This window comes from Vibrio sp. D431a, assembly GCF_030248655.1.
In the GTDB taxonomy this organism is placed as follows: domain Bacteria; phylum Pseudomonadota; class Gammaproteobacteria; order Enterobacterales; family Vibrionaceae; genus Vibrio; species Vibrio alginolyticus.
Genome location: NZ_JAHGAP010000093.1, coordinates 1 through 7,246, shown reverse-complemented (window position 1 = coordinate 7,246; position 7,246 = coordinate 1). Strand labels below are relative to the sequence as shown.

Annotated in this window: 6 protein-coding genes; 5 read left to right on the top strand and 1 reads right to left on the bottom strand. The window is 45.8% G+C overall.

The annotated features are described in order from the left end of the window. Positions 1-150: 150 nt before the first annotated feature. Positions 151-1,329 (bottom strand): 2-octaprenyl-3-methyl-6-methoxy-1,4-benzoquinol hydroxylase, encoded by a 1,179-nt coding sequence (locus KJB35_RS28165; RefSeq protein ID WP_158173713.1) that lies wholly within the window; start codon positions 1,327-1,329, stop codon positions 151-153. Positions 1,330-1,586: 257 nt separating this feature from the next. Between KJB35_RS28165 and miaB the strand changes: the two genes are divergently transcribed. From miaB to lnt, 5 genes are all read left to right on the top strand, one after another. Beyond that, positions 1,587-3,011, top strand: coding sequence for a tRNA (N6-isopentenyl adenosine(37)-C2)-methylthiotransferase MiaB (gene miaB, locus KJB35_RS28160; RefSeq protein WP_005373038.1), 1,425 nt, complete (start codon positions 1,587-1,589; stop codon positions 3,009-3,011). 73 nt (positions 3,012-3,084) lie between these two features. After that, positions 3,085-4,182, top strand: coding sequence for a PhoH family protein (locus KJB35_RS28155; protein WP_005373033.1), 1,098 nt, complete (start codon positions 3,085-3,087; stop codon positions 4,180-4,182). A 2-nt stretch (positions 4,183-4,184) separates the two neighbouring features. Next, positions 4,185-4,649: an rRNA maturation RNase YbeY gene (gene ybeY / locus KJB35_RS28150; RefSeq protein WP_005373030.1), complete on the top strand. Its 465-nt coding sequence runs from the start codon at positions 4,185-4,187 to the stop codon at positions 4,647-4,649. A 105-nt stretch (positions 4,650-4,754) separates the two neighbouring features. Further along, positions 4,755-5,654, top strand: coding sequence for a CNNM family magnesium/cobalt transport protein CorC (gene corC, locus KJB35_RS28145; RefSeq protein ID WP_005384118.1), 900 nt, complete (start codon positions 4,755-4,757; stop codon positions 5,652-5,654). 33 nt (positions 5,655-5,687) lie between these two features. Beyond that, on the top strand, positions 5,688-7,205 hold the full coding sequence (gene lnt, locus KJB35_RS28140; RefSeq protein ID WP_053350767.1) for an apolipoprotein N-acyltransferase: 1,518 nt from the start codon (positions 5,688-5,690) through the stop codon (positions 7,203-7,205). Positions 7,206-7,246: the final 41 nt, after the last annotated feature.

Here is a 7,246-nt window from a genome sequence, read left to right as displayed (position 1 = left end):
TCTCCTTCCGCACCATTATCGGAAAACCCAGCATGACTTTGCTGGGTTTTTTCTTTTTTTGGTTCTGGACTCGGGAAATCATTAGATTTGCCGAATTAAAAAAGCGAGCTCATGGCTCGCTTTTTTTCTATCTGTGATTTGAGTAGCTTACTACATACCTAACGCGTATTTCAGTACTTGAGCCTTAATTGGCCCTGAGTTTTCAGCAAGCTTCAATGCAGCATTACGTACGAACTTCAATGGCCCAAGATCGTTGCTAAAACCTTTATAGAAAAAGTCCATGCCCGTCTGCATGAGTAAGTTGTCAGGTCGACGTGCGCGTTCGTATTTCGCGAGTAAGGTATCTTCCAGCTTTTCTTGGTGTTCTGTTACCGAAAGGAGAACGTCTACATCTTTGAAGCCTAAGTTTACCCCTTGCCCTGCAAGCGGGTTGATCGTATGAGCAGAGTCACCCACTAACACGCAATTTTTGCTTGAGTAGCTTTGCGCATGACGACGAGTGAGTGGGAATGAGCCAAACTGTAAAACTTCAATATCGCCTAATTCAGCAGGGAAATGACGTAAGATTTCTTCCCTTAGTTGAGGTTTACCCATCGCACACAGTTGTTTAATACGTATAGGCGAGTCATACCAAACCAAAGAACCTTGGCCTACTACTTGACCATCGTCGTTACTCAAAGAGCACAGAGGTAAAAATGAACGTGGGCCTGAAGGTGTAAATTGTTGCCAAGTAATATCTTGCTGAGGCAATTCTGTTTTCACGTTAATCAACATGCAGTGTTGTCGGTAATCCCACGCAGTTACACCAATTCCAGCCAATTGACGAACTTTAGAGTTTGCACCATCAGCACCAATCACCCAGTTAGCTTCAAACTGCTCCCCACTTTCGAGTGTCACAAGATTTACATCTGCAAACTCAATGGCTTTTAATCGCTCAGGACACATCACGGTTAGATTTTCATACTGAGAGAAGACTTGCCAAAGACCTAATTGGATTAGGCGATTTTCAACGATGTAACCTAGCTGATCCAATGACAATTCATCAGAGTGAAAACGAGTACGGCACTCTGGGTGCTCCCAAGTTTCTAACCGCCGATAAGGACAAACTCGCATGCTCTTGATCTCTGACCATGCTCCGAGTGAATCAAGTAACTCCACCGACTGGTGCGAGATTGCAGATACACGAATATCCATCGCCTGAGCGGCATCAAAAACTTTAGGTTTTGTACCTTCAACCAAGACAACGCTTCTGCCCTGCTTGGCAAATCCAACAGCGACGGCTGCCCCGACCATACCGCCACCGATCACGGCGATGTCATACTTGTTCATTTTTCACTCTTCATCGTGCTGATTAATTGGCGTTTTTTATTGTACTTTCCATGGCTATTTTTACAAAATTGTTTAACAAAAAACCTTGTTCTGCATAGGGCGAAAAACTAGATTTCATCAGGCTTTGCAGAGAATTAGCTAGATCACTAGTCAGGTGCTTTTTAAAGCAGTACAATACGCCGCTTACCGCCGTGATGGCGGCTATAATTTGAGCAATAGCTCTCCGATTTAAGTACAACTGAACGAGCGAAAGTGAGATGAGTAAGAAACTGCTAATTAAAACCTGGGGCTGCCAGATGAACGAATACGATTCATCAAAAATGGCCGACCTGCTTAATGCTGCAAACGGCTACGAGCTGACGGAAGAGCCAGAGGAAGCAGACGTACTTCTACTTAACACCTGTTCGATCCGTGAAAAAGCGCAAGAGAAAGTTTTCCACCAGCTAGGCCGCTGGAAAACACTAAAAGATAAAAAACCTGGCGTAGTTATCGGTGTAGGTGGTTGTGTAGCAACGCAAGAAGGTGACCATATTCGTGAACGTGCACCATACGTTGACGTTATTTTTGGCCCACAAACTTTGCACCGCCTACCTGAGATGATCAAACAATCTCAGTCCGATGATGCACCAGTTATGGACATTTCGTTCCCAGAGATCGAAAAATTCGACCGCCTACCTGAACCTCGCGCAGAAGGTGCGACAGCATTCGTTTCTATTATGGAAGGCTGCTCTAAGTACTGTACTTACTGTGTAGTACCGTACACTCGTGGTGAAGAAGTAAGCCGTCCAATGGATGACGTACTGTTCGAAATCGCCCAACTTGCTGAACAAGGCGTACGTGAAGTAAACCTTCTGGGGCAAAACGTAAACGCGTACCGTGGTCCTATGCACGATGGTGAGATCTGTTCATTTGCAGAACTGCTTCGTTTGGTTGCGTCTATCGATGGTATCGACCGTATTCGTTTCACGACGAGCCACCCGTTAGAATTCACAGACGACATCATCGCAGTATACGAAGATACGCCAGAACTTGTGAGCTTCCTGCACTTACCTGTGCAAAGTGGTAGTGACCGTATCCTAACGATGATGAAACGCCCTCACACCGCTATCGAATACAAATCGATCATCCGTAAACTGCGTAAAGCTCGTCCTGATATTCAAATCAGTTCAGACTTTATTGTTGGTTTCCCTGGTGAGACAGACAAAGACTTCCAAGACACCATGAAGCTAATCAAAGATGTAGACTTTGACATGAGCTTCAGCTTTATTTTCTCTCCACGTCCAGGTACGCCAGCAGCGGATTACCCTTGTGATGTGTCAGAACAAGTGAAGAAAGAGCGCCTTTACGAACTACAGCAAACTATCAATGCTCAAGCGATGCGTTACTCTCGCTTAATGCTTGGCACAGAACAACGTGTTCTAGTTGAAGGTCCTTCGAAGAAAAACCTAATGGAACTACGCGCTCGTACAGAAAACAACCGTGTAGTAAACTTTGAAGGTAGTGCAGACCTAATTGGTCAGTTCGTTGATGTGAAGATCGTAGACGTATTTGCAAACTCACTGCGTGGTGAGCTAGTACGTACTGAAAAAGACATGGATCTTCGTAGTGTGATTTCCCCAACGCAGATGATGGCGAAAACACGTCGCGAAGATGAGCTGGGTGTAGCTACTTTTACGCCGTAAGCTCGTATAAATAGCCATGGAGAGCCTGGTCGTTATCAGGCTCTCACTAAGTGGCAAAAAATGAGAGGCAACATTGAGCAATAAAATCGTAACTCTAGAAATTAACCTAGAACCTTCAGACAACCGCCGACTAGCTAGCCTGTGCGGTCCATTCGATGACAACATCAAGCATTTAGAACGTCGTCTAGGCGTTGAAATTAACCACCGTAGTGACCACTTTACGATTGTCGGTAAACCTCATACCGCATCAGCCGCGCTGGATATCCTGAAAACTCTATATGTTGATACCGCACCTGTACGAGGTGAGATCCCAGATATTGAGCCTGAGCAAATCCACCTAGCGATCAAAGAGTCTGGTGTTCTTGAGCAGAATACTGAGTCTAATATCGAGCATGGTAAAGAAGTCTTCGTCAAAACCAAGAAAGGTGTGATCAAACCACGTACGCCAAACCAAGCGCAGTACTTGGTTAACATGGTCACGCATGATATTTCTTTTGGTATTGGCCCGGCTGGTACAGGTAAAACCTACCTTGCTGTAGCAGCAGCTGTTGACGCACTAGAGCGCCAAGAGATCCGTCGTATTCTTCTTACTCGTCCAGCGGTTGAAGCTGGTGAGAAATTGGGCTTCCTACCTGGTGATTTAAGCCAAAAAGTCGACCCATACCTACGTCCGCTATACGACGCCCTATTTGAAATGCTGGGCTTTGAGCGCGTAGAGAAGCTGATTGAACGTAACGTGATTGAGGTCGCCCCTCTTGCTTACATGCGTGGTCGTACTCTAAACGACGCCTTTATCATTCTTGATGAGAGTCAGAACACCACTGTTGAGCAGATGAAGATGTTCCTAACGCGTATTGGTTTTAACTCTCGCGCGGTTATCACTGGTGATGTCACGCAGATTGACTTACCTCGTGGTGCGAAATCGGGTCTTCGTCATGCTATTGAAGTACTAAGCGAAGTTGACGACATCAGCTTTAACTTCTTCTTGGCCGACGATGTTGTACGTCACCCTGTGGTTGCTCGTATCGTTAACGCGTACGAGAAATGGGAAGCACAAGACCAGAAAGAGCGTAAAGAGTTCGAGAAACGCCGTCGTGAAGAACGCGATGCGAAGTTACTAGAAGCAGCAAAAGCCGAACTGAATGCACAAGTTGCTTCAACTAAGGAATAATCATGGCGATTGAACTTGATCTGCAACTGGCAGTCGAAAATGAAGAAGGTCTGCCTTCGCAGCAAGATTTCCAATTGTGGCTAGATAAGACAATCCCTCTCTTCCAGCCACAAGCCGAAGTCACCATTCGTATTGTTGATGAACAAGAAAGTCATACGCTCAACCATGAGTATCGCGGCAAAGATAAACCAACTAATGTGTTGTCGTTTCCATTTGAAGCACCTCCTGGTATGGAAATAGATTTACTTGGTGATTTGATTATTTGCCGCCAAGTTGTTGAAAAAGAGGCGGTTGAACAGAGCAAGCCTCTGCTAGCACATTGGGCGCATATGGTTGTACATGGCAGCTTGCATCTGCTAGGTTATGATCATATAGAGGATGACGAAGCCGAAGAGATGGAGTCCCTCGAAACCGAAATCATGCAAGGTATGGGTTATGAAGATCCTTACATTGCTGAAAAAGAGTAGCTATTGGCCACTCGACAGGGAAAGGCGAACCACCTAAATGACTCTCGTGTTCGCCTCTCTATGTGTGCTATCACACTTCTGATAGCGTTACTTAATTGAGAAACAATGAACGAAGATAATTCTCCCTCTTCTAACGAAGATAAGAAAGAAAAGGCAGAAGGTCCGAGTAGAAAGTCCTTCTTTGAACGTCTAGGTCAACTATTTCAGGGCGAACCAAAAGATCGCCAAGAGCTTGTGGATGTTATCCGCGACTCTGAAGTTAACGACCTGATTGACCATGACACTCGCGATATGCTTGAAGGTGTTATGGAAATCTCCGAAATGCGTGTGCGTGACATTATGATCCCGCGTTCGCAAATGGTTACCGTTGAGCGTACTCACGACCTTGATACCTTGGTTGCTTTGATTACCGATGCTCAACACTCTCGCTACCCTGTGATCAGCGAAGATAAAGACCATGTGGAAGGCATACTTCTAGCGAAGGACTTACTTAAATACTTAGGCTCAGGCAGTAATCCATTTGATATCGAAGAAGTCATTCGACCAGCGGTTGTAGTACCGGAAAGTAAACGCGTTGATCGACTGCTGAAAGAATTCCGTGAAGAACGTTATCATATGGCCATTGTTGTCGATGAATTCGGTGGTGTTTCTGGTCTTGTGACCATTGAAGATATCCTTGAGGAAATCGTCGGGGATATTGAAGATGAATTCGATGAAAGTGAAGAGACGGACATTCGTAAACTAAGCAAGCATACGTTTGCTGTCAGAGCGCTGACAACCATCGAAGAGTTTAATGAGACATTCGGAACCAACTTCAGCGATGAGGAAGTTGATACCGTTGGTGGTATGGTCATGACTGCCTTTGGTCACTTACCTTCTCGTGGTGAACTGGTTGAAATTGAAGGCTACAACTTCAAAGTCACCGCTGCCGATAACCGTCGTGTCATTCAACTCCAAGTGACGATCCCAGACGAAGAAACCCTGGTTGAAGCCACTCAAGAGTAACGCGATACCCATTGGGAATCTCAGAAAATTACAATGATGAATGAACTCTTTCATCGCCTTAAGCGGCCCTCAGTGGCCGCTTTTGTTGGCGCCTCTACTACACTCGCTTTCGCTCCTTACCAGCTGTGGCCTATTGCCATTCTTAGCCCAGCAATTCTACTGATTCTTCTTGCTAACCAAACTCCGAAACGCGCACTATGGATTGGTTATGCTTGGGGGTTAGGTCAATTTGCAACTGGCGTTAGCTGGGTTTACGTCAGTATCTCCGGTTTTGGCGGTATGCCGCTCATTGCCAATTTATTTTTAATGGGCTTACTTGTTGCCTACTTGGCTGTTTATTCAGGCTTATTTGCTTGGCTCAACAACAAGCTGTTTCCTCAATTTACGCTCACAAAAGCACTTCTCGCTGCACCTGCTTTATGGCTGATCAGTGATTGGTTGCGTGGTTGGGTGATGACCGGCTTCCCTTGGTTATGGCTAGGCTATAGCCAGATAGATGCTCCACTCGCAAGCTTTGCACCAATTGGCGGCGTAGAACTGCTTACTCTATTTATCCTTATCAGCGCAGGGGCGTTAGCCTATGCATGGATTCATAAGCAGTGGCTGGTGGCGATTATCCCTGCGGTGCTACTCAGTACTGGCTTTGGGATTCGCAACTACGATTGGGTAACACCCCGACCAGAAGACACGACTAAGCTCGCGCTGATTCAAGGTAACGTAGACCAAAACCTAAAGTGGCTACCAAGTCAACGCTGGCCAACCATCATGAAGTACGCTGACTTAACTCGTGAAAACTGGGATGCTGACATTATCGTTTGGCCAGAAGCAGCAATTCCCGCTTTTGAAATTGAAGTGCCTTCATTTTTGAGCAATATCGACAGCGCTGCAAAAATGAATAACAGCGCAATCATCACCGGTGTCGTCAACCAAGCTGAAGATCGACAGTTCTACAACAGTATTCTGTCCCTCGGCATCACACCATACGGTGACTACAGCTTCGATTTAAGCGAACGTTACCATAAGCATCACCTACTACCGTTTGGTGAGTTTGTACCATTTGAAGATATTTTGCGCCCATTAGCGCCATTCTTTAACCTACCGATGTCGTCGTTTAGCCGTGGGGCTTTTGTGCAGCCAAACATCGTTGCGAATGGCATGCACATGGCACCAGCGCTTTGCTATGAGATCATCTTTAATGAGCAAGTGCGTCAAAATGTGACTGACGAAACAGACTTCATTCTAACGCTTTCAAACGATGCATGGTTTGGTCACTCTATCGGCCCTCTTCAGCATATGGAGATCGCCCGTATGCGTGCCTTAGAGTTAGGTAAACCGCTCATCCGCTCGACTAACAACGGATTAACAGCGGTAACCGATCACAAAGGTAAAATCGTTGAGCAAGTACCGCAGTTTGAAACTGCAGTACTGCGCGCAGAGCTCACCCCAACCAATGGACAAACGCCATATCGAGTCCTTGGTACTTGGCCATTGTATATTTGGGTTGGGTTAAGTTTAGCTCTGGCTTTCGGCTTAAGAAGAAAACAGAGCTGATAACAGCTTGAAAGTAGAAAAGGTAAATTACCACCTTCTAA

Coding starts and splice junctions, on each gene's coding strand:
- lnt (WP_053350767.1), top strand. CDS start 5,688: ATGATGAATGAACTCTTTCATCGCCTTAAGCGGCCCTCAGTGGCCGCT.
- ybeY (WP_005373030.1), top strand. CDS start 4,185: ATGGCGATTGAACTTGATCTGCAACTGGCAGTCGAAAATGAAGAAGGT.
- KJB35_RS28165 (WP_158173713.1), bottom strand. CDS start 1,329: ATGAACAAGTATGACATCGCCGTGATCGGTGGCGGTATGGTCGGGGCA.
- miaB (WP_005373038.1), top strand. CDS start 1,587: ATGAGTAAGAAACTGCTAATTAAAACCTGGGGCTGCCAGATGAACGAA.
- corC (WP_005384118.1), top strand. CDS start 4,755: ATGAACGAAGATAATTCTCCCTCTTCTAACGAAGATAAGAAAGAAAAG.